Consider the following 24880-nt stretch of genomic DNA (forward strand, 5'->3'; position numbering starts at 1 on the left):
GCGACGGGAGCCGCCCGCGCGAGGGGACCGCGGCGCGCGGCCTAGACTCGGGGGCATGCCTGAAGCGCCCCTCGTCCTGGGGATCGAGACGTCCTGCGACGAGACCGGGGTCGCCCTGGTCCGCGCCCACGCCGACCGCAGCGAGCTCCTGGTCGACGCCGTCGCGTCCTCCATGGACGAGCACGCTCGGTTCGGCGGGATCATCCCCGAGATCGCCTCCCGCGCCCACCTCGAGGCGATGATCCCGACGATCGAGCGCGCGCTCGGCACGGCGGGGGTCACCCTCGCGGACGTCGACGCGGTCGCGGTCACCGCCGGGCCCGGCCTCGTCGGCTCGCTCACCGTCGGCACGGCCGCCGCGAAGGCGCTCGCGTACGGCCTCGGCAAGCCGCTGTACGGCGTGAACCACGTCATCGGCCACGCCGCCGTCGACGAGCTGGTGCACGGCCTGTTCCCCGACCGGGTCATGGCGCTCGTCGTGTCCGGCGGGCACTCCAGCCTGCTGCTGATCGACGACGTCGTGACCGGGGTGCGCGAGCTCGGCTCCACGCTCGACGACGCGGCGGGGGAGGCGTTCGACAAGGTCGGCCGGCTGCTCGGGCTGCCCTACCCCGGTGGCCCGCACATCGACCGGCTGGCGCGCGAGGGCGACCCGACGGCCATCCGGTTCCCGCGCGGCCTCACCGCGGCGAAGGACCAGGCGGAGCACGCGTACGACTTCTCGTTCTCCGGCCTGAAGACCGCCGTGGCCCGCTGGGTCGAGGCGCGCGAGGACGCCGGCGAGCCCATCCCGCTCGAGGACGTGTCCGCGTCGTTCGCGGCGTCGGTGGCCGACGTGCTCACGGCCAAGACGATCGCGGCCTGCCGGGAGCACGGCGTCGACACCCTGGTGGTCGGCGGCGGGTTCTCCGCGAACTCCCAGCTGCGGGACATGGCCGCCGAGCGGTGCGCCGCGGCGGGGATCGACCTGCGCATCCCGCCGATCAAGTACTGCACGGACAACGGCGCGATGATCGCCGCGCTGGGCGCCGCGGTCGTGCGTCGCGGGCTGCCGGCGTCGGACTTCGCGATCGGCGTCGACTCCACGATGCCGCTGGAGACCGTCACGGTCTGAGTCGCGCGCCCGACGGCGTCAGAGCGGCCGGCCCGCCCGCATCTCCGCGACCAGCGACGCGACCACGGCGTCGAGCTCGCCCGCGTTCCGCCGGGCCACGGCGCGCTGCCGCTGGTAGGACGCGCCCTTGCGCAGGATGACCCGGACGGCGTCGAGCTCGGCCGCGCAGCCCAGCCGCTCGGCGACCGGCTCCAGGTCGACCAGCAGCCGCGCGACGGCGTCGGTCACGAGCTCCTCGTCGCCGGCCGCGTTCGTGATGATGATGGCGTCCATGCCGTAGCGCGCGGAGCGCCACTTGTTCTCCTGCGCGAACCACGGCGGGATGGTGGGCAGCTCCTGGCCGCGGTCGAGCAGGGTCGAGAAGTGCTCGACGAGGCAGTGCGTCAGGGCGGCGAGCGCCGTCACCTCGAGCAGGCTGGGGGAGCCGTCGCAGATCCGGGCCTCGATGGTGCCGAACCGCGGCGACGGGCGGACGTCCCAGCGCACCTCGTCGAACGCGTCGATGACCCCGGTGTGCAGCATGTCGCCGACGTAGACCTCGAGCTGGTCCCAGCGCTCGAACGGGAAGGGCAGCCCGGCGGTCGGCAGCTGCTGGAACATGAGCGCGCGGTTCGACGCGTACCCGGTGTCCTTGCCGCCCCAGAACGGGCTGGACGCGGAGAGCGACTGCAGGTGCGCGAACGTGGTCAGCAGGGCGCGGGAGATCGGCAGCACCTTGTCCCGGTCCTCGACGCCGACGTGCACGTGCACGCCGTAGATCAGCATCTGCCGGCCCCACCACTGCGTCCGGTCGATCAGGGTGGCGTACCGCTGCTTGTCCGTGACCTTCTGCTGGGCCCAGCGGGCGAACGGGTGCGTGCCCGCGCTCATCAGCTCGACGCGCAGCGGGTCGGTGACGGTCCGCACCTCGTCGATCGCCCGCTGCAGGTCCGCCCCCGCCTCGCCGACCGTGCGGCAGACGCCGGACACGACCTCGACGGTGTTGAGCAGCAGCTCCTGCTTGATCGCCGGGTGCTCGGCCGCGCCCGCGGGGCGGACGGCGTCGAGGACGGTGCTGGCGACCTGGCGCAGGTCCCCGGAGTCGGCGTCGACGAGCGCGAGCTCCCACTCGATGCCGACGGTCGACCGCTCGGACCGCGCGAACGGCAGCCGGGCCGGGGTGGTCACGCGGCGGCGCCGACGGGCTCGACGAGCAGCACCTGCTGCTGGCCGGCGACGCGGGTGAGCACGATCGTGGCGGCAGCGGTGCCCCGGAGGTCGAGCTGGCGGCGCAGCTGCTCGGGGACGACGGCGGTGCCGCGCTTCTTGATCGTCAGCGACCCGACCCCGCGCTCGCGCAGGTAGGCCCGGAGCCGCTTGAGGCCGAACGGCAGGGTGTCGAGCACGCGGTAGGCCGTGGCGAACGGGGTCGCGTGCAGCGCGTCGGAGGTCACGTAGGCGATCGTGCTGTCCACGAGCCGTCCCTGCACCTCGGCGGCGACCTCGGCGACGAGCCCGGCGCGGATCACGGCGCCGTCGGGCTCGTAGAGGTAGGCGCCGACGGGCCCGACCTCGGCCCGGGTGCGCTCGGCGGCGGCGCGCAGCACGGCGGACCCACCGCCGGCACCCAGCAGCAGGGCGGACCGGCCCGGGCCCTCGGGGGCGAGCGGACCGAACCACAGGCCGAGCTCCACGACGTCGCCGTCCACCGACACCCACTGCGCTTCGGCGTCGTCCGGCAGGGCGCTGTGCGGCACGCCCGGGCCGAGCTTGAGGCCCAGGGCGGGCACGCGCTCGCGCAGGGCGAGGACGTCGTCCAGCGGCGGGGCGTACGCCGCGGGGTCGAACACCCGGCTGCCGCCCGACGTCCGGCGCGCGGGGTCGGCGTACACGCCGTCCACGCCCTCGGCGGCGAGGTCGACCGCCAGGCCGTCGCCGTGCCGGACCTCGGCCTCGGGGAACGCGCGCAGGTTGATCGTCGCCAGGGCGGCGGTGGTCTCGTCGGCGTCGACCGCGAGCACCCGCAGACCGACCCCCGCGAACGCCATCGCGTCGGCACCGAGGCCGGAGGTCAGGTCGGCGACCCGGGTGACGCCGGCGGCCGCGTACCGGCGGGCGTGCCGGGCGGCGACGACCAGCCGGGTCGCCTGCTCCAGGCCCGCGGGGGTGAACAGCATGCCGTCGGCGAACTCGCCGAGCTTGTCGTGCGCCTTCGCGCGCAGCCGCGACTGGGTCAGGGCGGCGGCGACCAGGTCGGCGTCGAAGCCGTCCTTGCGCAGCCGCTCGGACAGGGCCATCGCGTGCCGCTCGTCGTACGGGGGGAGGGCGGACAGCAGGGCCCAGCCCTCGGGGCTGAGCAGCTTGGCGAGGCCGGACGCGTCCATCCCGCGATCCTCGCACGGCGCCACGGCCCGGCGTCCGCCAGCGCGACGAGGGCGGACGGATGTGACGCGGACCCCCCGGACGTTGGCACTCGCCTTGACCGAGTGCTAACGGGTTCCTAGAGTGCTGATCGGCACTCTCCTCGTGGGAGTGCCAGCGCACCGCAGGTCGGCCGGCACCCGCGACGACGGCAGGACCGACGGGGCGACAACGGACATCAGGCAGCACTCACACGCGAAGGGGAGGTCCGCTGTGTCGGTCTCCATCAAGCCGCTCGAGGACCGGATCGTCGTCAAGACGCTCGAGGCGGAGCAGACGACCGCCTCCGGTCTGGTCATCCCGGACAGCGCCAAGGAGAAGCCCCAGGAGGGCGAGGTCCTGGCCGTGGGTCCGGGTCGCATCGACGACAACGGCAACCGCGTCCCGCTCGACGTGGCGGTCGGTGACAAGGTCATCTACAGCAAGTACGGCGGCACCGAGGTCAAGTACGACGGCGAGGAGTACCTCATCCTCTCCGCGCGCGACATCCTGGCGGTCGTCACCAAGTGACGCCCCCCGCCGGCCCGTGGGGCCGGCGGTCGTGACGACGAAGGCCCCCTCCGCGGACGGAGGGGGCCTTCGTCGTCCCCGGCGGGGGCGGTCCGATCGCGACGCGGTAGCCGGCGCCGAGGCGCCGCCCGTGCTGCAGGGGCTCCGCCGAGGGGGTGGTCGACGCGCCGAGGGGGTGGTCGGCGGGTACCCGCTCGACGTGTCGGGTACCCCCCGCGACGGTCGACCGCGCCGACCCGCGGGCGGCCGGTCGGCCGGGGGCCGGGCGGGCCGGGCGGGCCGGACAGCACGACGGGGCCCCTCCGCATGCGGAGGGGCCCCGTCGCTCGTGGACGGCGACCGCGCGGTGTCGCACCGCGCTCGGTCGCCACGCTTCAGGTGGCGGCGCCCAGGCCGCCGGGCGGCTCGGCCGCCTCGTGGCTCAGATCGCCTGGTGGGTCGTCCGGCCGGCGCGCTCGGCGAGGACGGCGGTGCGCTCGTCCTCGGACAGGCCGCCCCAGACGCCGTACGGCTCCCGGACCGCGAGCGACTGCTCGCGGCACTCGTTGATGACGGGGCAGGTGGCGCAGATGGCCTTGGCCGCCTCGGCGCGGCGCCGACGCGCTGCGCCCCGCTCGCCCTCGGGGTGGAAGAACAGGTCCTGGTCGGCGTCGCGGCAGGCACCCTCGTACTGCCACTCCCAGAGCTCCATCACGGGTCCCGGGAGGCGGGAGATCTCGGCCATGGGGGTCCTCCATCCACTCGGCGCGGTGGCGCCGTTCTGATGACGTGCGGGGGGCGGTCCGACCGACGAGCGTTCTGGGACCGAGGTCCCTGGTGCGTCGGCTGAACTGCACTGATGAGGACAGTACAACCGCGCCAGTAGTTGTTCAAGACCGTGTCGCGAATCGGTTCGTCGTCAAACGCTTCAGGGCGCCCACCAGCGCTGGCGCGGTTCGTGGCGCGGTTGGCGTCGTCGGGTCCGCGGTGCTGGCGCGGTCCGCCCGGTGCGCGCTGGAAACCGCGCCAGATCCCCGGCACAATCGAGGGCGAGCCGCGGGACCGACGGCGAGGACGAGACGGACGAGATGCAGCACAGCGAGGACGAGGAGCCGACCGGCGACGCCGGGCGGGGCCCCGGCGACCGCGCCACCGAGCCGGTCGAGCTCGACGGGCCGATCCTCACCGTCGCCGCCGTCGCCGCGCGCCTCGGGGTCGCCCCCGCCACGCTGCGCACCTGGGACCGCCGCTACGGACTCGGCCCGTCCGAGCACACGGCGGGCGCGCACCGCCGGTACAGCACGGCGGACCTGGCGCGGCTGATGACGATGCGCTCGCTGACGCTGGACGGCGTGCCGCCCGCCGACGCCGCCCGGTTGGCACGCGAGGGCGCCCCGGTCCCGCTGCTCGAGCCGGACGTGCCGCACGGGCACGACGGCTCGCGTGCCGGCCACGCCGCGACCGGCGGATCGGCGGACCGGGTCGGCGGAGCCGGTGCCGGTGCCGGTGCCGGTGCCGACGCCACGGGGGGCGCCGCGCCCGATGCCGGTGCCGCTGCGGACGGCACCGGGCCCACCGGCACCGCCGCCGCGACGGACGACCCGCGCGCATCCGCCGGCGCGGTCCGCCACCTCGCCGCCGTTCCCGACGCGCGCGCCCGCGAGGACGCGGCGGCCGCCGACCCGCGCCGGGCCCCGTCCCCGGGGGCCGCAGCGCCCGCCGCCCCGGGCGGCCGGGGGGCGCGCCCGCCCCGGCCCGCCACCCCGACCTCGGTCATCGACGCCGCGCTGCGCGCCGACGCCGCCGAGGTCGCCCGCCTGCTGGCGATCCCGGTGGGCGGGGACCTGGTCCGCTGGTGGTCCGACCTGGTCGCGCCCGCCCGCGCCGGCATCGCGTCCCGCACGGTGCTCGCCCGCCCCGGGGACGAGCCCGACGCGCTCGTCGCCGCCGCGGCGCTCGCGGTGCTCCGGGACCGCTCCGGCCGCGTCCCGCGGCACCCGTCGCGCCGCCGGATCGTCCTGCTGCTCGCCGCACCGGGTGAACCCCGGCCGCTGTCGCTGCACGTCCTCGCGGGCGCGCTGGCCGACGCCGGCGTCGACGCACGCGTGGTCGCGGGCCCCACGGGCCGGCACCGGCTGCTCGAGATCGCGGCCATGACGTCGCCGTCGGCGGTGGTGCTCCTGAGCGAGCAGACGGCCCCCGACCTGGGGCTCGTCGACGCGGTGGCCGAGGCGCACGCGGAGCTGCCGGTGTTCGTGATGGTCCCCGACGAGGCCGCGGGGGAGGTCCCGCTCGGTCGCCAGGTGCACCGGGTGCGCACGGTGCCGGGCCTGGTGCACGAGGTGCTGGCCGTCTGCGCCTGACACCTGGGTCTTCCTGGACGCTAACGTCGGGCCGGATCCGGCCGATACAGGAAGGAAGCCGGATCCGCCAGGGTCCTGGCACAGGCGGAAGGCGGAGGTCGATGGCGGGCGTCGTGGTGTGCCACGGATCGACGGCGGTGCGGGAGCGCATCGTCCTGACGGCACTCGGGGTGCCCGCACTGGCCCCGGTGCGCGCGGCCGCGTCCGTGGACGAGCTGATCACGCTGGCCCGGCGCGTCCCGCCGACCATCGTGCTGCTCGACGCGCACCTGCCCACCCCGGGCCCCGTGGAGGCGATCCGCCGGCTGCGCGCGGTCCCCTCCCAGTCCACGGTCGTGATGCTGGCGGTGCCCGGCGACGAGATCGCGCTCGACCGGGCCATCGCGCTCGGCGCCCGCGGCTACCTGGCGCCCGACGTGGGCCGCGCGGAGCTCGCCGCGGTGGCGGCGCACATCCTCGCGAGCCCGGGCATCCCCGGTGCGCCCGGCGCGGTGCCGCACGACGGCCTCACGGCGCACGGCCACGGTGCCGTGGCGAGCGCGCCGACGCCGGTCGTCACCCGGGTCGAGCTGCCCGCGCAGGCCACCGCCCGCGACGAGGTCTCGCTGACCAAGCGCGAGGTCGAGGTGCTGGTCGGCATGAGCAACGGCCGGTCGAACGCGCAGATCGGCCAGGAGCTGTTCCTGTCCGAGGACACCATCAAGACCCACGCCCGCCGGCTGTTCCGCAAGCTCGGCGCCGCCGACCGCGCGCAGGCCGTGGCGATCGGGCTGCGCCGGGGCCTCATCCGCTGACTGCGGGCGCGGCGCCACCCCCGCGGGTGCGTCGCGCAGGTCACCCCGGCGGGCGCCTGGAGGCGCGCGGGGCGGCCGTATCATGGGTGGATGACCGACCTGGGTACCCCTGGATCCGCCGCGCCTGCCGACCCGTTCGGCTTCATCGGTCTCACCTACGACGACGTCCTGCTCCTCCCGGGCGAGACCGACGTCATCCCGAGCGAGGTCGACACCACGACCCGGCTCACGCGTGAGATCTCCCTGTCGATCCCGCTGGTGTCCGCCGCGATGGACACCGTCACCGAGTCGCGCATGGCCATCGCCCTCGCGCGCCAGGGCGGCATCGGCGTCCTGCACCGCAACCTGTCGATCGAGGCGCAGGCCCACCAGGTCGACCTGGTGAAGCGCTCCGAGTCCGGCATGGTCTCCGACCCGGTGACCGTGGGCCCCGACGCGACGCTGGCCGAGCTCGACGCGCTCTGCGCCAAGTACCGCGTGTCCGGCCTGCCGGTCGTGGACGACGACCGCCGCCTGCTGGGCATCATCACCAACCGCGACCTGCGGTTCGTGCCGCCGGCGGAGTTCACCACCCGCCGGGTGCGCGACACGATGACGTCGATGCCGCTGGTCACCGGCCCGGTCGGCATCTCGAACGACGACGCCGCGGCGCTGCTCGGCAAGCACAAGGTCGAGAAGCTGCCGCTGGTCGACGCGGACGGCCGCCTGCAGGGCCTCATCACCGTCAAGGACTTCGTGAAGTCCGAGCAGTACCCGATGGCCACGAAGGACGCGAGCGGCCGCCTGGTCGTCGCCGCGGCCGTCGGCTTCTTCGGGGACGCCTGGGACCGCGTGTCCGCGCTCGTCGAGGCCGGCGTGGACGCGCTCGTCGTCGACACCGCGAACGGCCACGCCCGGCTCATGCTCGACATGGTCCGCCGCATCAAGTCCGACCCGGGCACGCGGCACGTCCAGGTCATCGGCGGCAACATCGCGACCCGCGAGGGCGCGCAGGCGCTGGTCGACGCGGGCGTGGACGCGGTCAAGGTCGGCGTGGGCCCGGGCTCGATCTGCACCACCCGCGTCGTCGCCGGCGTCGGCGTGCCGCAGGTCACCGCGGTCTACGAGGCCTCGCTGGCCGCGAAGCCCGCGGGCGTCCCGGTGATCGCCGACGGCGGCCTGCAGTACTCGGGCGACATCGCCAAGGCCCTCGTGGCCGGTGCGGACAGCGTCATGGTCGGCGGGCTCATCGCCGGCTGCGACGAGTCGCCGGGCGACCTGGTGTTCGTCAACGGCAAGCAGTTCAAGCGCTACCGCGGCATGGCGTCGCTCGGCGCGATGCAGAGCCGCGGCGACCGCCGGTCGTACTCGAAGGACCGGTACTTCCAGGGCGACCTGACCGACGACGAGATCATCACCGAGGGCATCGAGGGCCAGGTCCCGTACCGCGGCCCGCTCGCGGCGGTGGCGCACCAGCTGGTCGGCGGCCTGCACCAGTCGATGTTCTACGTCGGCGCGCGCACGATCCCGCAGCTGCAGCAGCGGGGGAAGTTCGTCCGGATCACGCCGGCGGGGCTCAAGGAGTCGCACCCGCACGACGTGCAGATGATCTCGGAGTCGCCGAACTACACGGTGCGCTGACGCACGGTGCGCTGAGACACGCAGGAGGGGCCGGGTGCGGATCGCACCCGGCCCCTTCCGCGTCCGGGTGTCAGTCCCGGAACGTCTCGATCTGCGCGCCGAGCTCGACGAGCCGCTCCTGCAGGCCCTCGTAGCCGCGGGCGATGATGTCGACGTTGCGCAGCACGCTCTCGCCCTTCGCCGCCAGCATGGCGAGCAGGATGACGACCGCGGGGCGCAGGGCCGGCGGGCAGGACACCTCGGCGCCGGACCAGCGGGTCGGGCCGGACACCTGCAGCCGGTGCGCGTCGAGCAGCCGCACGTCGGCGCCGAGCCGGGTGAGGTCGGTCAGGTGGATCGCCCGGCCCTCGTAGACCCAGTCGTGCACCAGCGTCGACCCGGTCGCGCACGCGGCGATCACCGCGAAGAACGGCAGGTTGTCGATGTTGAGGCCGGGGAACGGCATCGGGTGGATCTTGTCCAGCGGCGCGCGCAGCTCGCTCGGGTGCACCGTGATGTCGACGAGCCGCGTGCGGCCGTTGTGCGCGGTGTACTCCTCGGACAGCGTGTAGCGCTGGCCCATCTCCGACAGGGTCGCGAGCTCGATCTCCATGAACTCGATCGGCACCCGGCCGACCGTGATCTCCGACCCGGTGACGATGCCGGCGGTCAGCAGGCTCATCGCCTCGACCGGGTCCTCGGACACCGCGTACTCCACGTCGGCGTCGATGTCGGACTTGCCGTGCACGCGCAGGGTGGTGGTGCCGATGCCCTCGACGCGGACGCCCAGCAGCTCGAGGTAGAAGCACAGGTCCTGGACCATGTAGTTCGGGCTGGCGTTGCGGATGGTGGTGACGCCCGGGCGGCGGGCCGCGGCCATGAGCGCGTTCTCGGTCACGGTGTCGCCGCGCTCGGTGAGCACGATCGACAGGTTCTCGGTGCCGGGGTCGGACACGCGGGCCAGGTAGCGGCCGCCGCTGGCGGTGACGGACAGGCCGAACGGGCGCAGCGCGATCATGTGCGGCTCGACGGTGCGGGAGCCGAGGTCGCAGCCGCCGGCGTACGGCAGCCGGAACTCGTCGTGCTGGCCGAGCAGCGGGCCGAAGAACATGATGATCGACCGGGTGCGGCGGGCGGCGTCGACGTCGATGGCCTCGAGGTCGAGGTCCTTCGGGACGACGATCTCGAGGTCGCGGCCGTCGGCGGACCAGGTGGCGCGCACGCCGACGGACCGCAGCACGTCGACGATCCGGTCGACCTCCACGATCCGCGCGACGTTCTTGAGCCGCGTGGTGCCGCGGTTGAGCAGCGAGGCGCAGAGCAGGGCGACCGCGCCGTTCTTGGACGTGTTCACGTCGAGCCGCCCGGACAGCTGGGCGCCGCCCCGCACCCGCAGGTGCGTGTGCTGCGGGCCGCCGAGGGTGACGATCGGGGAGTCGAGCGCGGCGCCGATCCGGGTCAGCATGTCGAGGCTGAGGTTCTGCGCGCCCTGCTCGATGCGGTGCACGGCGGACTGGCTGGTGCCGAGGAGCTCGGCGAGCTGGGTCTGCGTCAGGCCGCGGTGGCGGCGCGCGGACCGGACGAGCGAGCCCACGTGGGCCAGCTGCTCGGGGAGGGTCGGGGTGACGACGGGGAGGGACGAGGTCACCGTCGGGACGGCTCCGGTCGTCGGGTTGGTCATGGTCACGACGACGACGCTAACTCATGGATGAGATATCGGCACCCCTCCGGATGGGGAGATCGTGTGCGCGGCTGTCCGTGCGGCTGATCCCGACCTCATGACCGGTGTTGCGGATCGCGCCGATGGCGCAGGTCAGGCGATCAGGGTGTCCTGGATCGGCCGGCCGGCGAACCGGCGGTCGCGGGCCGGGTCGTGCCGGATCGCGACGGGCTCCGGGGTCACGCGGACGGGGAGCGCGGGCTGCGTGGCGATCCGTCCGGTGACCCGGGCGGCGAGGTTCGGCGCGGGCGCGGCGGCGACGGGCGCGGCCGCGGCGGCGGGCTGCGGCGCCGGCAGGGGCTCCAGCGGCGTGCCGGTCCCCGGTGCCCCCGCGGCGGCTGCCGCCCGCGACGCCGCCCGGCTCGGCCAGGTCGACTCGGCACCCGGCCCGGTGTGCCCGCGCTCCGTGCGCCAGGCGTTGAACGCCTCGGCCCACGCCCGGTGCGCGGTCACCTGGTAGTCGTGCAGCGAGACCAGGTCGAGGTCGCCCAGGTGCGGGAACCGCCCGACGATCCGCTCGAGCACGTCGAGGGTCGCGACCACGTCCACGTCGGCGGTGTGCAGGCTGCCGGTGTCCACCACCTGGTAGACGCCGCACAGGTCGACGAGCTTGCGCTTGCCGGACCGGTACCGGTCCTCGGCGCGGTCCAGCACGAGCGGGTCGATGACCGGGCGCAGCTCGCCGCCGAGGCGGTCCTCCACGGTCGGCAGGTCGTGCCGGCGCAGCTCGGCCTCCAGCAGGCACAGGTCGAAGGACGCGTTGTAGGCCACGACCGGGATCCCCTCGCGCACCGCGTCGGCGATGGTGCCCGCGATCTCGTCCAGGGCGCCGCGCGGCTCGACGCCGTGCGCGCGGGCGTGCTCGGTGCTGATGCCGTGGATCGCGCTGGCGCCCTCGGGGATCTCGACGCCGGGGTCGACCAGCCAGGTGCGCACGTGCGTCCCGTCCCGGTCCCGGCGGACCAGCGCGGCCGTCACGATGCGGTCGTGGTCGGTGTCCACGCCGGTGGTCTCGGTGTCGAACCCCAGCAGCGGCCCGTCGGTCCAGGTCATCGCGTCGCTCTCCTTCCTGCGCCGCCAGCATCGCACCGGCCACCGACGCTCCCGGGGACCCCGCGCGGCGTGTGGCGGGGCCCGGATGCGGGCGGCGGCCGTCCGGGTGAGGGTGGAGGCAGACCCCGCGGACCGCGGGGACCCCTCACGGAAGGAGTCGTCATGGCTCGCCTGACCGGCCGTACCGTCGCGTTCCTCACCAGTGACAAGGGCATCGAGGAGCCCGAGCTCACGACGCCCTGGCAGGCCGTCGCCGACGAGGGCGGCACCCCCGTCCTCGTGTCCGCCGAGGCGGGCACCGTCCGCGCCGTCAACAACGACCTCGACCCGGGCGGCGAGTACCCGGTCGACCGCACGCTGGACCAGGTGTCCGCGGACGAGATCGACGCGCTCGTCATCCCGGGCGGCACCGTGAACGCCGACACGCTCCGCACCCAGGAGGACGCGCAGGCGCTGGTGAAGGCCGTGCTCGGCGCGGGGAAGCCCGTCGCGGCCATCTGCCACGGGCCGTGGACGCTCATCGAGGCCGGCGTGGTGGACGGCGTCACGCTCACGTCCTACCCGAGCCTGGCCACCGACCTGCGCAACGCGGGCGCCACCTGGGTGGACCAGGAGGTCGTCGTGTCCCAGGTGGGCGGGTCCACGCTCATCACGTCGCGGAACCCCGACGACCTGCCGGCGTTCAGCGCCGCGGTGGTCGACGCGGTCGCGGGCTGAGCCCGGTCCTCCTCGTCGCGGCGCCCCGGCGCCGCCACCCACGCGGGCCCCGTCGCACGTCGCGGCGGGGCCCGCGTCGTGCGCCCGCGCCGGTAGCCTGTCCCGGTGAGCAACGAGATCGAGATCGGCCGCGGCAAGCGGGGACGGCGCGCATTCTCCTTCGACGACGTCGCCGTGGTGCCCTCCCGGCGCACCCGGGACCCCGAGGAGGTGTCCGTCGGCTGGCAGATCGACGCGTACCACTTCGACCTGCCGGTGCTGGCGGCGCCGATGGACTCCGTGATGAGCCCCGCGACCGCGGTCGCGCTGGGTCGCGCGGGCGGGCTCGGCGTCCTCGACCTCGAGGGCCTGTGGACCCGGTACGAGGACCCGGAGCCCCTGCTGGCGCAGATCGCCCAGCTGCCGGCCGGCGAGGCCACCGCCCGGATGCAGGAGATCTACTCCGCCCCGATCCAGCCGGAGCTGATCCGTCGCCGGGTCGGCGAGGTGCGCGACGCGGGCGTCACGGTCGCCGGCGCGCTGTCGCCGCAGCGGACCCAGGAGTTCTGGAAGGACGTCGTCGACGCGGGCGTCGACCTGTTCGTCATCCGGGGCACCACCGTGTCGGCCGAGCACGTGTCCGGCCGCGCGGAGCCGCTCAACCTCAAGCGGTTCATCTACGAGCTCGACGTGCCGGTGATCGTCGGCGGCGCGTCCACCTACACCGCGGCGCTGCACCTCATGCGCACGGGCGCGGCGGGCGTGCTGGTCGGCTTCGGCGGCGGCGCGGCGCACACCACCCGGGTGTCGCTCGGCATCCACGCCCCGATGGCCACCGCGGTGGCGGACGTCGCGGCCGCGCGCCGGGACTACCTCGACGAGTCCGGCGGCCGGTACGTGCACGTCATCGCCGACGGCGGCGTGGGCCGGTCCGGGGACCTGGTCAAGGCGATCGCCTGCGGCGCGGACGCCGTCATGCTGGGCGCCGCGCTGGCCCGCGCCACGGACGCCCCCGGCCGGGGCTGGCACTGGGGCCCGGAGGCGCACCACCCGCACCTGCCGCGCGGCGAGCGGGTGCAGGTCGGCCAGGCCGGGACGCTCGACCAGGTGCTGTTCGGCCCGGGCCACACCGCCGACGGCTCGCTCAACCTCATCGGCGCCCTGCGCCGCGCGATGGCGACCACCGGGTACTCGGACCTCAAGGAGTTCCAGCGCGTGGAGATCGTGGTCTCCCCGTACCAGCCGCGCTGACGCCGGCACCCGCGCGCGCCGAGGGCCGCGACCCCGAGGGGGTCGCGGCCCTCGGCCGTCTCCGGGCTCCACTCGTCTCCTGTCTTGGCGTCCCGGGGCCCGGACAGGTCCGGATGCCCGTTTGGTTCGTGTTTGAGTCCGAGTCGGTTTGATTGCTTGCGTTTCGGTGTCCGAGTGGGGCATGCTGGGTCGCGCAGCAAGCCCAGCGCCGGGCCCTCCCGGCACCCGGGCCCCCTGCGGGACGAGGACCGGAACCGACGGAGGCGACGTGTACGCAACGGAGCGCCAGCAGCAGATCCTGGCCGCCGCGCGACGGGACGGGCGCGTGGACGTCGCCTCGCTCGCGACCACCCTGGACGTCACGCCGGAGACGGTGCGCCGCGACCTCACGGTCCTGGAGCGGCACGGCCTGGTCCGCCGGGTGCACGGCGGCGCGATCCCGGTCGAGCAGCTCGGCTTCGAGCCCGGGCTCGCGCAGCGCGAGGGCCTGCTGTCGGGGGAGAAGGACCGCATCGCCAAGGCCGCGCTGGAGGAGCTGCCGGCCGGCGGCGCGATCATCCTGGACGCGGGCACCACGACGGTGCGGCTCGCGGAGCTGCTGCCCACCGACCGCGAGCTGACCGTGGTCACGCACGCGCTCCCGGTCGCCACGGTGCTCGCCACCCGGCCCGGCATCACGCTGCACCTGGTCGGCGGGACGGTCCGGGGCCGGACGCTCGCCGCGGTCGGCACCTGGGCGCTGCGCGAGCTCGCGGACATCCACGTCGACACGGCGTTCCTGGGCACCAACGGCCTGAGCGTCGAGCACGGCCTCACGACCCCGGACCTCGCGGAGGCCGCGGTGAAGCGGGCGCTGGTGACGGCGGCCCGGCGCACGGTGGTGCTCGCGGACCACACCAAGCTCGGCCGCGCGGACTTCGCCCACGTGGCCCCGCTCGAGCAGGTGGACACGCTGGTCACCGACTCGGGCGTGCTGCCCGAGCTCGCGGACGAGGTCGAGGCCGCCGGCCCGCGGGTGGTGCGCGCGTGACCGCCCCCCGGGTCGTGACCCTGACCCCGAACCCCAGCCTGGACCGCGCCCTGCACCTGGAGCGCCTGGCGGTCGGCGAGGTGAACCGCGCCGCGGCCACCCACCTGCACCCCGGCGGCAAGGGCATCAACGTGTCCCGGGCGCTCGCGGCGCACGGCGTCGCGTCCCGCGCGGTCATGCCGTCCGGCGGCGCCGACGGCGCGCAGGTCGTGGCGCTGCTCGCGGCCCAGGGCGTCGACGCCCGGCCGGTGCCCGTGGCGGGGGACACCCGGTCCAACATCACCCTGACCGAGTCGAGCGGGGCGACCACCAAGATCAACGCCCCCGGCGCCGCGCTCGCCCCGGACGAGGTCGCCGCCCTGCTCGCGGCGGTGGAGTCCGAGCTCGCGGGCGCGACCGCCGTGGTCGCCGCGGGCAGCCTGCCGGCCGGGCTGGACGACGACTTCTTCACCGCCGTGGCCGATCTCGGCGCCCGGCACGGCGTGCCCGTCGTGCTGGACACCTCCGGCGCGCCGTTCGCCGCCGCGGTCCGGCACGGCGGGCTCGCGCTGGTGAAGCCCAACGACGAGGAGCTGGCCGAGCTCGCCGGCCACGAGCTGACCACCGTGGGCGACGTCCTCGCCGCGGCCCGCGAGGTCCAGGCGCTCGGCACGGCCGCGGTCCTGGTCAGCCTCGGCGCGCACGGCGCGCTGCTCGTCACCGACGGCGGCTCCTGGTGGGCCGGCGGCCCCGGCCTGCTGCCCGTGTCCACGGTCGGCGCGGGGGACTCGACCCTCGCCGGCTACCTCGCGGCCGACGGCCCGCCCCCGGACCGGCTGCGCCGCGCGGTCGCCTGGGGCCGCGCCGCCGTCCTGCTCCCGGGCAGCGCCGTCCCGCGCCCGTCCGACGTCCGTCCCGACGAGGTCGCCCTGGTGGCCGACCCCGACCCCGCCCTCGCCCTGAAGGAGCTGTGACCATGAGCCTGCCCCTGACCTCCGCCGAACTGGTCGGCGTCGACCTCGCCGCGGCGGACCGCGACGACGCGACCCGCCAGCTCATCGCCCTGCTCGCCGCCGCGGGCCGGGTCACCGACGCCGACGGCTTCCACGCCGACGTCCGGGCCCGCGAGGCGCAGATGGCCACCGGCATGCCCGGCGGCGTCGGCCTGCCGCACGCCCGGTCGGAGCACGTCTCCGCCCCGAGCCTCGCGGTCGGCAAGCTGCGCGAGCCCGTCGACTGGGGCGCCCCGGACGGGCCCGCCCGCCTGGTGTTCCTCATCGCCGCGCCCGCCGGCGGGGACGCCGACCACCTGCAGATCCTCGCCGCGCTCGCCCGCCGGCTCGTGCACGAGTCGTTCCGGCAGTCGCTGCTCGACGCGCCGGACGCGGCGACCGTGGCGGACATCGTCCAGCGAGAGGTCGTGCCCTCATGAAGTTCGTCGCCGTGTCCTCGTGCCCCACGGGGATCGCCCACACGTACATGGCCGCCGAGGCGCTGGAGCAGGCGGGCAAGGCCGCCGGCCACGAGGTGCACGTCGAGACGCAGGGCGCCGCGGGGTCCACCCCGCTGGACCCGGCGATCATCGCGGCGGCGGACGGCGTCATCTACGCCGCCGACCTCGAGGTGCAGGCGAAGGACCGGTTCGCCGGCAAGCCCTTCGTCGACGTCGGCGTGAAGAAGGCGGTGCACGACCCGACCGGCGTGCTCGCCCAGGCGGTCGCGGCCGTCGAGGCCGGCGTGCCCGCCGCGGACGCCGCGGAAGCCGGTGCCGCCCCCTCGGCCGGGGCCGCGCGCCCCGTCACGAAGGTCGACCCCAACGCGGGCGTCGGCACCCGCATCCGGCAGTGGCTGATGACGGGCGTGTCGTACATGATCCCGTTCGTCGCCGCGGGCGGGATCCTCATCGCGCTGGGCTTCATGATCGCCCAGGTCGCCTGGCCCGGGAACGAGGGCCCGGTCGAGGTGACCGCGGTGCCGGTCTCCGAGCTGATCTCCTCGTTCAGCGTGACCTCCGGGCAGGACTGGGCGGCGCTGCTGTTCCAGACCGGGTCGGCGGCGTTCGCGTTCCTGGTGCCGGTGCTGTCCGGCTTCATCGCCTACGGCATCGCGGACCGGCCCGGCCTGGTGCCCGGCTTCGTCGGCGGGTCCATCTCCGTGCTCATCGGCGCCGGGTTCCTCGGCGGCCTGGTCACCGGCTTCGTCGGCGGCTTCCTCGCGCTGTGGATCAGCCGGTGGCGGGTGCCGAAGGGCGTGCGCGGCGTGATGCCCGTGGTGGTGACGCCGCTGCTGTCCTCGCTGATCACGGGGTTCCTGATGTTCGTGGTCATCGGCCGGCCGATCGCGAACGTGATGGACGGGCTGACCAACTGGCTCAACGGCCTGTCCGGGTCCAACCTCGTGCTCATGGGCGCGCTGCTCGGCGCGATGATGGGCTTCGACCTCGGCGGCCCGATCAACAAGGTCGCGTACACGTTCGCGGTCACCGGCCTGGCGACCGAGGGGCTGACCGGCGACGCGGTGCAGTACCGCATCATGGCCGCCGTGATGGCCGCCGGCATGGTCGCCCCGCTCGCGATGGCGCTGGCCACGACGGTCCGCAAGCGGCTGTTCACGCACGCCGAGCAGGAGAACGGCAAGGCCGCGTGGCTGCTCGGCCTGTCGTTCATCTCGGAGGGTGCGATCCCGTTCGCCGCGGCCGACCCCTGGCGGGTCATCGTCTCCTCGGTGGTCGGGTCCAGCGTCACCGGGGCGATCACGATGGCCGTGGGCTCCGGCCTGCGCGCGCCGCACGGCGGCATCTGGGTGCTGCCGCTGATCTCGAACCCGCTCGGCTTCCTGCTCGCGGTCGCCGTCGGCACCGTCGTCACCGCCGGCGTCGTGGTCGTGCTCAAGGGCCTGCGGCCGAGCCCGCTCGTCCAGGCCGAGCAGGAGGCCGACGCCGTCGCCGCCGCGCCGGCCGCCACCACCCAGCCCGCCGTCGCCTGACGGCACGATGGTCCCCGGGCCCGCGCGGCCCGGGGACCAGCCGGGGACCTCGGCCCCTTGCCACACCGATCTCGACGGGGAGACGCTCACGCCATGACCGACACGCGAACCGAGACGACCGCACCGCCCGCCGCCGGGACGGTGCTGCAGGGGGTGGGCGTCGGCCGCCGGGTCGCCGTCGGCCCGGTGGTGCGGGTGCGCCCCGTGCCGGAGGTGCCGGGCGACGCCCCCGTGCTCCGGGACGGCGCGCCGGTGCCGGCCGACGAGCTGCCCGACGCCGTGACCGCCGCGTTCGCCGCCGTCGGCGACGGGCTCCGGGACCAGGCGGGCCGCTCGACCGGCACCGTGGCCGAGGTCCTGGGCGCCACCGCGATGATGGCCGACGACCCCGCGCTGCGGGACCAGGTGCTCGGCAGGGTCCGTGGCGGCGAGGCCCCGGTCGCGGCGATCGACGCCGTGGTCGGCACGTTCGCGGCGATGTTCGAGCAGGCCGGCGGGTACCTCGCCGAGCGGGTCACGGACCTGCGCAGCGTCCGCGACCGGGTCGTCTCCCGGCTCGCCGGGCTGCCCGCCCCGGGCGTCCCCGAGCTGCGCGAGCCGTCCGTCGTGGTGGCGACGGACCTCGCGCCCGCCGACACCGCCGCGCTCGACCTCGAGCGGGTGCTGGCCCTCGTGACCGAGGAGGGCGGCCCGACCGGGCACACCGCGATCATCGCCGGGCAGAACGGCATCCCCTGCGTCGTGCGCACCACCGGCGCGGCGGCGCTCGCCGACGGGGTCGTGGTGGGCGTGGACGCGGCGGCCGGGACCGTGCTGGTCGAGCCGTCGGCCGACGACCGCGCCGCGCTGGAGGCCCGCGCCGCCGCGGAGCGCGCGCTGGAGTCCGACACCGATCCGAGCGGCACGGCGGACGGGCACCGGGTGCAGCTGCTCGCGAACATCGGCACCGCGGAGGACGCGGAGAAGCTCGCCGGCGCCGCGGTCGAGGGCGTCGGGCTGTTCCGGACCGAGGTGCTGTTCCTCGGCCGGCAGCAGGCGCCGACCGTCGACGAGCAGGCCGCCGCGTACGCCCGGGTGCTCCGCGCGCTCGGGCCCGACCGCAAGGTGGTCGTGCGCACCCTCGACGCGGGCGCCGACAAGCCGCTCGCGTTCGCGAACCTGCACACGGAGGAGAACCCCGCGCTCGGCGTCCGCGGGTACCGGCTGGTGCGGTCCGCGCCCGCGCTGCTGACCGACCAGCTGACCGCGCTGGCCCGCGCGGGCGAGGAGACCGGCACCCAGCCCTGGGTGATGGCCCCGATGATCGCCACCGCCGCCGAGTCCCGCGCCTTCGCCGAGGCGGTGCACGCGGCCGGCCTGCGCACGGCGGGCGTGATGGTCGAGGTGCCCGCCGCCGCGCTGCGCGCCGCCGCGGTGCTGGACGAGGTCGACTTCGTCTCGCTCGGCACCAACGACCTGGCGCAGTACACGATGGCCGCCGACCGGCTGCGCGGCGAGCTCGTGGACCTGCTCGACGCCTGGCAGCCCGCCGTCCTGGAGCTCGTGGCCGCCACCGCGCGGGCCGGGTCGGCGAAGGACCGGCCGGTCGGGGTGTGCGGCGAGTCGGCGTCCGACCCGCTGATGGCGCTGGTGCTGGTCGGGCTGGGGATCACCAGCCTGTCGATGTCGCCCGCCGCGCTGCCCGCGGTCCGGTTCGCGCTGCGGCGGCACACGCTCGAGGCGTGCCGCGCGATGGCGGACGCGGCCCTGGCGGCGGCGGACCCCGCGGCGGGGCGCGCGGCCGTGGCGGCGCTGCTCGACCCGGAGGCGCGGACGACGCTCGGGGTGTGAGCCCCCACGCCCCGGCGCGCGGTTCAGGCCGCGGCCGGGGCGTGCCGCCGCGTGCGGGCCGGCGTCTCGCCGACGACGGCCCGGTACCGGCGGGTGAAGTGCGCCTGGTCCGCGTACCCGAGCTCCGCCGCGAGCGCGGCCAGGTCCGCCCCGGGGTCGGCGAACAGCCTCGTCGCGGCCGCCTGCAGCCGCCGGCACTCGATCAGCCACTTCGGCGTCAGCCCGGTGTGCCGGCGGACGACGCGGCTGAGGGTGCGGGTCGTCGTGCCGAGCAGGTCCGCGAGGTCGGACACGCGCCGGACGTCCGCGCGCTCCTCGGCGACCCGGCACGCCGCGTTGGCCAGCCGGCCGGCCTCGTCCACCCGGGCTGCGACCGGGGCGAGCCAGGCGCGCAGCACCGTGGCGACCTCCCGGTCGGCGGCGGTCGCGGGGCCCGCCATCGCGGCCGCGACGGCGGGCAGCGGCGCGTCCGGCAGCGGCTCCCACCGGCCGACCAGGCGGGCGGGCTCGGTGGTGGTGAGCAGTCGCGCCGCCGCGGGGCGCAGCAGCACGCCGACCACCCAGGACCGGCCGGTCAGGTCTTGCGTCGTCAGCACCCGGGACGGGCCGTGCAGGGTCGCGCCGGCGGGCTGCAGGACGGCGTTGGCGCTCGGGTAGGTGAGCACGCGCTGCGGGCGCACCGCACCGGCGGCGACGTCCCAGCGGGCGACCCAGACGTGCCGGACGAGGTCGTCGAGCGGGTCGCCGGACGCCCCGAGGAGGAACCGCGAGAACGCCACCTCCGGGTCGCCCGGGTTCAGGTGCCCCGCCGACTCGACCACCCCGCCGCCCCCTCGTGTCCCGTTCGTACAAGACCGCCGCCCCGGGCGGGGCGAGGCTCGGTGCATGACCGAGAGCACCGCACCCGCGACCCCCGCACCGACGACCCCCGCCACCGGCGAGCACACCACCGAGGGCGTCCCGCACGGCGTCACGTCGCTGACCCCGCACCTCGTCGTCCACCCGGCCGCCGAGGCCATCGGATTCTACGAGCGGGTGCTCGGCGCCCGCGTCCTCGACGTGTTCCGGATGGGCGACCTGGTGGGAGAGGCGTCGCTCGACCTCGGGAACGGGCGGTTCACCCTGAGCGACCCGATGCCCGCCTACGGCATCACGACCCCCGACCCCGACGCCGCGACCTACTCGCTCGCGGTGCACGTCCCGGACGTCGACGCGACCGTCGAGCGTGCCGTCGCCGCGGGCGCGACGCTGCGCGAGCCGGTGACGACGTTCGTGTCCGGCGACCGGTACGGCTCCGTCGTCGACCCGTACGGCGTGCGGTGGACCGTGATGACCCGCGTGGAGGACCTGTCGCCCGAGGAGTCGGCCCACCGCGTCGCGGCGTGGGCGGCGGAGCAGGCGGCGCAGGGCTGACGCCTCGGTCCGGGATCTCTCCCGGCCCGGCGCGTAGCCTGGCTGCATGGTGCCCGAGCACGGCGTCCTGGACCCGGAGACCGACCCCCTGGCCACGTACGTCCTCGAGCCGGACGACCTGCGCGACCTGGCGGACCGGGTCGCGGGCTCGCCCGCCGCGGGGACGCGCACCCACCACGCCCCGTGGACGCGCGCGCCGCTCGCGACCCTGCCGCAGTCGACGCCGGACGACGTGGCCCGGGCGGCCCGGGCGGCCCGCGCGGCCCAGCGGCGGTGGGCCGCCGTCCCCGTCCGGGACCGGGCGCGGCTGCTGCTGCGGGTGCACGACCTGCTGCTCCAGCGGCAGAGCGACGTCCTCGACCTGATCCAGCTGGAGAACGGCAAGGCCCGCGGCGCCGCGTACGAGGAGGTCGCCGACGTCGCCCTGCTCGCGCGGCACCTCGGCCGGACCGCGCCGCGCCACCTCGCGCCCGAGCGGCGTCCCGGGCTCGTGCCGGGGCTGACGTCGGTGCGGGTCGTGCACGACCCGGTCGGCGTCGTCGGCGTCGTCGCGCCCTGGAACTACCCGCTGAGCCTGACCCTCGGCGACGTGCTGCCCGCGCTCGCGGCCGGGGACGCGGTGCTGCTGCGACCGGACCCGCAGACGCCCCTGACGGCGCTGTGGGCGGTCGAGCTCCTCGAGGACGCCGGGATGCCGCGGGGGCTCGTGCAGGTGGTGCTCGGCGACGGCCCGACGGTCGGCGCCGCCGTGGTCGACCACGTGGACCACCTGGTGTTCACCGGGTCGACGGCGACCGGCCGGGTCGTCGCCGCCCGGGCGGGGGAGCGGCTGGTGCCCAGCACCCTGGAGCTGGGCGGGAAGAACGCGATGTACGTCGCCGAGGACGTGGACGTCGAGGCCGCCGCGGAGGGCGCGGTGCGGGCGTGCTTCGGCGGCACCGGGCAGCTGTGCGTGTCGGTCGAGCGGCTCTACGTGCACCGGGACGTCTACGACGCGTTCGCCGCGGCGTTCGCGCGCCGCACGCGGGCGCTGCGTGTCGGCACCGGGCTGGACCACCGGTCCGACGTCGGGTCGCTGACGTCGGCGGAGCAGCTGGCCCGCGTGGTCGAGCACGTCGAGGACGCGCTGTCCGGGGGCGCCCGGGTCCTCGCGGGCGGGGTGCACCGCACCGACCTCGGGCCGTACGTCTACGAGCCCACGGTCCTGGAGGGCGTCGGGGAGCACGCCCGCGCATACCGCGAGGAGACGTTCGGGCCGGTCGTCGCGCTGTCCCCGGTCGCCTCGGACGACGAGGCCGTCGCCGCGGTGAACGACTCCGCCTACGCCCTGAACGCGTCGGTGTGGACCCGGTCGACGCGGCGGGGCGCGGCGCTCGCGGGCCGGCTGCGCGCGGGCAGCGTGACGGTGAACGACGGCTACCAGGCGGCCTGGGGCTCCGTCGCGGCGCCGCAGGGCGGGCGCGGGGCGTCGGGCTGGGGGCACCGGCACGGGCGCGAGGGCCTGCTGGCGCTGACGGCCACCCGGACGGTGGCCGTGCAGCGGGGCGTCCACGGCGTGCGGGTGGCGGGCCGGACGCTCGTGCCGCCGCTCGGCCCGGGCCGGCTCCTGGCGGGCGACCCGGAGCGCTGGACCGCCACCGTCACCGCTGCCCTCCGCACCGCGAGGGCGGCCCGCCTGCGCTGACCGTCGCGCCCGCGCGCGCCCGCGCCTCGCGCCTGCGCGCCCCGCGCCCGGATCCCGCGCCGAGTCTCCGTTTCCGGACTCCGCGCACCGGCACCGGCAGAGGCACGAGATGCAGAGTCGGCGAGCGTCGGCGCGGGGGCAAGAGGCGGCGCCTGGCGCGGCGCGGGGAGCGCGCGAGGCGGCGCAGCGCGCAGGGCGCGCGCGGGGCGGCGCGCGCGTCAGCTCGGCTGGCAGGCGGTCGCCGTGCCGGCCGAGGGGGTGCGCGGGTCGCGGGCGGTGCGCGGGACCGGGACCGGCAGCGGGGCGGGCGAGGACGGCGTGCCGTCGAACACCACCCGGTTCCGGCCCTGGCGCTTCGCCCGGTAGAGCGCCGCGTCGGCCCGGGACACGAGGGTGTCGCGCGCCTCGCCGTCCGCGGCCATCGCGCCGCCGAAGCTCACCGTCACCCGCAGGCCCGGCGACAGCTCGTGCCACGGGTACCCGGCGATCGTGGTGCGGATCCGCTCGCAGACGGCGAGCGCCTGCTCGTGCGGGGAGTCGAGCAGCACGAGCGTGAACTCCTCGCCGCCGACGCGCGCCGTGGCGTCGCCGACCCGGACGGCGCTGGTCATGATCTGCGCGACCCGGCGCAGCACCTCGTCGCCGACGGGGTGCGAGTGCTCGTCGTTCACGGCCTTGAACAGGTCGATGTCCGCGACCACGTAGGCCAGCTCCGCCTCCCGTCCGAGGCGCGCCGCGAGCACCGCGTCGAGCCCGCGCCGGTTCAGCAGGCCGGTCAGCGGGTCGTGCGCGGCGTCGTGCTGCAGGGTCTCGTTGAGCGCGGTGAGCTCGGCCGCGCGCTTGCGGGCCTGGTCGCGGGCCTGGCGCACGCGCTCCACGTCGAGCTGGGCGTTGACGACGATGCCGCGGCGCTCGGCGGCCTGGTCGCGCTGCGCCATGACGGCCTCGTGGTAGCGGCGGTGCGTGGCGAGGGCCGCGCGCAGGTCGCCGGCGTCCTCGTGCACCTGGACGAGCTCGAGCAGCACGTCGGCCCGCTCCATCGGCCGCAGCGACTGCTCGGTGAGCAGCAACCCCTCGTGCAGCGTCGCCTCCGCGCCCGCGTGGTCGCCGCGCAGCCTGCGCAGCCGCCCGAGGGCCGCGTGGTACCGGATCGTCAGGTAGCGGGCCGCGACGCGGGGGAGCGCCGCCTCGACCGCGGTCAGCGCCGCCTCGGCGGCGTCCAGGTCGCCGCCGGCCATGTGGGCCCGCGCCAGCCGCACCTGCGCCTCCGCCGCCATCCGCGGGTTGCCGGAGTCGCCGCCGTCCGCGTCCGGGACGCCGCGCGCGGCCTCGAGCCCGCGGACCGCCAGCTGCACCGCCCGCGCGGCCAGCGCCCGGGCGCGCACCGGGTCGGTGGCCCGCAGGGCCTCGCTCTCGTCCGTGTCGAGCTTGGCGAGCCCCGAGAGGGTGGCGCAGGTGCCGTCGGGGCGGTCGAGCTCGGGCCAGAGCCGGGCGGCCTCGTCCAGCAGCTCGCGGGCCTTCTCCGGGAACCGGCCCATCGAGATGTACGTGTCCGCGAGGTTGTTCAGCGCCGCCGCGAGGCCCTCGGTGTCGTTCAGCTCGCGCCGGATGTCGAGCGAACGGTCGAGCAGCTCCAGGGCCGACAGGTTGTCGCCGAAGCCGTTGTAGACGGCGGCGAGCCCCTGGAGCAGCCGCCCCTCCCAGGCGCGCATCCCGTGGGTCGTCGCGAGCTCCAGGGCGTGCTCGATGGCGCGCAGCGCGAGCGGGTCCTCGCCGAGCAGGTGGTGGGCCCAGCCGCCGTTGTACTGGAGCTCGATCTCGACGAGCACGGCGCCCTCGGCGCGGGCCTCGTCGAGGAGGGCGGGCAGCGCCGCGACGCACAGGGCGGGGGCCGCGTCGCACAGCCGGTCGACGCGGTCCAGCTCCGAGCGCCAGTAGGACTCGCGGTCCTCGGCGGTGGCTCGGGCATGCGTCATGTTCGTCGTATCGGCGGACCCCCGAGAGGGCTGGAGCGGTCGATCGGGTGAAGTCCGGCGGGCGGACAGGTGACGTCCGCAGGGCGGGAAGGTGACGCGGCAGGGACCGAACGGGTGACGCGTCAGGAATGGTGCGGGTCCGGTGCCGGTCGCGCCCGAGCACACCGCCTCGCGCCCGGCTAGCTCTCCTGCGCGGTTCGATCCGAGTGGCTGCAGGATGACGTAATCCAGGTGCCGCTGTGCTACACCGCCCTGTGCGATCGAAGCTGGGTCGAGGGCGGCAGGGTCGAAGGAGCGATGTTCGGATCCAGGCTCACGATCCGGTGGTCTTGGTGATGGGTCGGATGCCGGAGGTGTCGGTGACGAGGAGTCTGGTGCCGTCGGAGCGTATTCCGGTGATGGTGGTGAACCAGGCTTCGGGTCCGGTGCCGTTGATCTGGCCGCTGCTGCCCGATCCGGCGACCGGGGTGGTTGTGCCTGTGGACTTGGTGATCTGGACGACCT

General features: G+C 75.9%; 21 protein-coding genes and 1 pseudogene. 14 read left to right on the plus strand and 8 right to left on the minus strand.

The features are described from left to right. Positions 1-55 precede the first annotated feature (55 nt). Positions 56-1114, plus strand: coding sequence for a tRNA (adenosine(37)-N6)-threonylcarbamoyltransferase complex transferase subunit TsaD (gene tsaD, locus FS882_RS15070; RefSeq protein WP_158374103.1), 1059 nt, complete (start codon positions 56-58; stop codon positions 1112-1114). Positions 1115-1132: 18 nt separating this feature from the next. Here the strand turns inward: tsaD and FS882_RS15075 are convergent, their stop codons facing one another. Beyond that, a complete protein-coding gene (locus FS882_RS15075) occupies positions 1133-2281 on the minus strand; it encodes a glutamate--cysteine ligase (protein ID WP_158374105.1) in 1149 nt (382 codons plus the stop codon). Continuing rightward, on the minus strand, positions 2278-3477 hold the full coding sequence (locus FS882_RS15080; RefSeq protein ID WP_158374107.1) for a class I SAM-dependent methyltransferase: 1200 nt from the start codon (positions 3475-3477) through the stop codon (positions 2278-2280). Before FS882_RS15080 ends, FS882_RS15075 begins: the two co-directional genes overlap by 4 nt. A gap of 250 nt (positions 3478-3727) precedes the next feature. On the opposite strand from FS882_RS15080, the gene groES reads away from it, so the two are divergent. After that, positions 3728-4024, plus strand: coding sequence for a co-chaperone GroES (gene groES, locus FS882_RS15085; protein WP_122149810.1), 297 nt, complete (start codon positions 3728-3730; stop codon positions 4022-4024). A gap of 421 nt (positions 4025-4445) precedes the next feature. On the opposite strand, the gene FS882_RS15090 is transcribed toward groES, so the two are convergent. After that, a complete protein-coding gene (locus FS882_RS15090) occupies positions 4446-4748 on the minus strand; it encodes a WhiB family transcriptional regulator (RefSeq protein ID WP_147794312.1) in 303 nt (100 codons plus the stop codon). 343 nt (positions 4749-5091) lie between these two features. Between FS882_RS15090 and FS882_RS21410 the strand changes: the two genes are divergently transcribed. From FS882_RS21410 to guaB, 3 genes are all read left to right on the plus strand, one after another. Beyond that, positions 5092-6366: a MerR family transcriptional regulator gene (locus FS882_RS21410; protein ID WP_158374109.1), complete on the plus strand. Its 1275-nt coding sequence runs from the start codon at positions 5092-5094 to the stop codon at positions 6364-6366. A 101-nt stretch (positions 6367-6467) separates the two neighbouring features. Further along, entirely contained in the window at positions 6468-7160 is a 693-nt protein-coding gene (locus FS882_RS15100; RefSeq protein ID WP_158374111.1) for a response regulator transcription factor, read from the plus strand. A 90-nt stretch (positions 7161-7250) separates the two neighbouring features. Next, positions 7251-8780, plus strand: a complete 1530-nt coding sequence (guaB, locus tag FS882_RS15105) for an IMP dehydrogenase (RefSeq protein ID WP_158374113.1) — start codon at positions 7251-7253, stop codon at positions 8778-8780. 70 nt (positions 8781-8850) lie between these two features. Here guaB and FS882_RS15110 read toward each other — a convergent pair whose 3' ends face one another. Further along, on the minus strand, positions 8851-10440 hold the full coding sequence (locus FS882_RS15110; protein WP_158374202.1) for a helix-turn-helix domain-containing protein: 1590 nt from the start codon (positions 10438-10440) through the stop codon (positions 8851-8853). A gap of 132 nt (positions 10441-10572) precedes the next feature. Then, positions 10573-11532, minus strand: a complete 960-nt coding sequence (locus FS882_RS15115; protein WP_158374115.1) for an exonuclease domain-containing protein — start codon at positions 11530-11532, stop codon at positions 10573-10575. A 162-nt stretch (positions 11533-11694) separates the two neighbouring features. Between FS882_RS15115 and FS882_RS15120 the strand changes: the two genes are divergently transcribed. The 7 genes from FS882_RS15120 to ptsP all read left to right on the plus strand — a co-directional run bounded on the left by FS882_RS15120 (position 11695) and on the right by ptsP (position 19303). Further along, the gene (locus FS882_RS15120) at positions 11695-12249 is read left to right on the plus strand and encodes a type 1 glutamine amidotransferase domain-containing protein (protein WP_158374117.1); all 555 of its coding nucleotides are present in this window, start codon (positions 11695-11697) and stop codon (positions 12247-12249) included. A 105-nt stretch (positions 12250-12354) separates the two neighbouring features. Beyond that, on the plus strand, positions 12355-13479 hold the full coding sequence (locus FS882_RS15125) for a GuaB3 family IMP dehydrogenase-related protein (RefSeq protein ID WP_158374119.1): 1125 nt from the start codon (positions 12355-12357) through the stop codon (positions 13477-13479). Between the two features lie 268 nt (positions 13480-13747). After that, the gene (locus FS882_RS15130; RefSeq protein WP_158374121.1) at positions 13748-14509 is read left to right on the plus strand and encodes a DeoR/GlpR family DNA-binding transcription regulator; all 762 of its coding nucleotides are present in this window, start codon (positions 13748-13750) and stop codon (positions 14507-14509) included. After that, positions 14506-15462 carry a 1-phosphofructokinase gene (gene pfkB / locus FS882_RS15135; RefSeq protein ID WP_158374123.1) on the plus strand — a complete coding sequence of 319 codons (957 nt, stop codon included), beginning with the start codon at positions 14506-14508 and terminating at the stop codon, positions 15460-15462. The genes FS882_RS15130 and pfkB overlap by 4 nt, the downstream gene beginning before the upstream one ends. Positions 15463-15464: 2 nt before the next feature. Beyond that, positions 15465-15920: a PTS sugar transporter subunit IIA gene (locus tag FS882_RS15140; RefSeq protein WP_158374125.1), complete on the plus strand. Its 456-nt coding sequence runs from the start codon at positions 15465-15467 to the stop codon at positions 15918-15920. Next, positions 15917-17473, plus strand: coding sequence for a PTS fructose transporter subunit IIC (locus tag FS882_RS15145; protein WP_158374127.1), 1557 nt, complete (start codon positions 15917-15919; stop codon positions 17471-17473). Before FS882_RS15140 ends, FS882_RS15145 begins: the two co-directional genes overlap by 4 nt. A 93-nt stretch (positions 17474-17566) precedes the next feature. Then, complete coding sequence (gene ptsP / locus FS882_RS15150) at positions 17567-19303, plus strand: phosphoenolpyruvate--protein phosphotransferase (protein WP_158374129.1); 1737 nt, start codon at positions 17567-17569, stop codon at positions 19301-19303. 23 nt (positions 19304-19326) lie between these two features. On the opposite strand, the gene FS882_RS15155 is transcribed toward ptsP, so the two are convergent. Further along, on the minus strand, positions 19327-20124 hold the full coding sequence (locus tag FS882_RS15155) for an AraC family transcriptional regulator (RefSeq protein WP_262348329.1): 798 nt from the start codon (positions 20122-20124) through the stop codon (positions 19327-19329). Between the two features lie 64 nt (positions 20125-20188). Here FS882_RS15155 and FS882_RS15160 point away from each other — a divergent pair, with 64 nt between their 5' ends. Both FS882_RS15160 and FS882_RS15165 read left to right on the plus strand, forming a co-directional pair. Next, positions 20189-20716 (plus strand): VOC family protein, encoded by a 528-nt coding sequence (locus FS882_RS15160; protein ID WP_158374133.1) that lies wholly within the window; start codon positions 20189-20191, stop codon positions 20714-20716. 46 nt (positions 20717-20762) lie between these two features. Then, entirely contained in the window at positions 20763-22400 is a 1638-nt protein-coding gene (locus FS882_RS15165; RefSeq protein ID WP_158374135.1) for a succinic semialdehyde dehydrogenase, read from the plus strand. Between the two features lie 218 nt (positions 22401-22618). Here the strand turns inward: FS882_RS15165 and FS882_RS15170 are convergent, their stop codons facing one another. After that, the gene (locus FS882_RS15170; protein WP_158374137.1) at positions 22619-24376 is read right to left on the minus strand and encodes a tetratricopeptide repeat-containing diguanylate cyclase; all 1758 of its coding nucleotides are present in this window, start codon (positions 24374-24376) and stop codon (positions 22619-22621) included. A 313-nt stretch (positions 24377-24689) separates the two neighbouring features. Next, positions 24690-24880: pseudogene (locus FS882_RS21070) on the minus strand (hypothetical protein); the annotation flags it as partial.

The organism is Cellulosimicrobium cellulans (assembly GCF_007679345.1).
In the GTDB taxonomy this organism is placed as follows: Bacteria; Actinomycetota; Actinomycetes; order Actinomycetales; family Cellulomonadaceae; genus Cellulomonas; species Cellulomonas cellulans_A.